2 protein-coding genes are annotated in these 684 nt (G+C 56.9%); both read left to right on the top strand.

Features of this window, described 5'->3' with window-relative positions; all coding sequences use genetic code 11:
• The first annotated feature begins 48 nt into the window (after positions 1-48).
• Positions 49-528: an RNA pyrophosphohydrolase gene (locus CFE47_RS31405; protein ID WP_003176750.1), complete on the top strand. Its 480-nt coding sequence runs from the start codon at positions 49-51 to the stop codon at positions 526-528.
• Positions 529-550: 22 nt separating this feature from the next.
• The coding region (locus CFE47_RS31400; protein ID WP_286843092.1) for a hypothetical protein at positions 551-684 on the top strand (134 nt) is incomplete at its 3' end.

Below are 684 nucleotides of genomic sequence, written 5' to 3'. Positions count from 1 at the left end.
CAACCTTTGTGGAACAATGCGGCGACATGCGTTTGCGAGGTTGTTGCCGTGATCGACCCCGATGGTTTCCGTCCTAATGTCGGGATTATTCTTACGAATGATGCCGGACAGGTGCTATGGGCTCGCCGAATCAACCAAGATGCCTGGCAGTTTCCTCAAGGCGGAATCAACCCCGATGAAACCCCTGAAGACGCCTTGTACCGTGAGTTGAACGAAGAAGTCGGCCTTGAGCGCGAAGATGTGCAAATTCTGGCCTGTACCCGTGGCTGGTTGCGCTATCGTTTGCCGCAACGCCTGGTGCGTACCCACAGCCAACCGCTGTGCATCGGCCAGAAGCAAAAATGGTTTCTCCTGCGCCTGATCTCGAACGAGCAGCGGGTGCGGATGGATTTGACCGGTAAACCGGAGTTCGATGGCTGGCGTTGGGTCAGCTATTGGTACCCGTTGGGCCAGGTGGTGACATTCAAGCGCGAAGTTTATCGTCGCGCTCTTAAAGAGCTTGCCCCGCGCCTTTTAGCGCGCGACTGACGACGGAGTTCGACCCCGAGCCATGCTCAATACGCTGCGCAAGATCGTCCAGGAAGTTAACTCCGCCAAGGATCTCAAGGCGGCGTTGGGGATTATTGTGTTGCGCGTCAAGGAAGCCATGGGCAGCCAGGTCTGCTCGGTTTACCTGCTGGACCC

Origin of the sequence: Pseudomonas sp. PGPPP1 (genome assembly GCF_002255865.1) — a bacterium.
Taxonomy (GTDB): Bacteria; Pseudomonadota; Gammaproteobacteria; order Pseudomonadales; family Pseudomonadaceae; genus Aquipseudomonas; species Aquipseudomonas cremoris.
The sequence above is the reverse complement of the archived record's forward strand: the minus strand, read 5'-3'. Positions and strand labels throughout refer to the sequence as shown.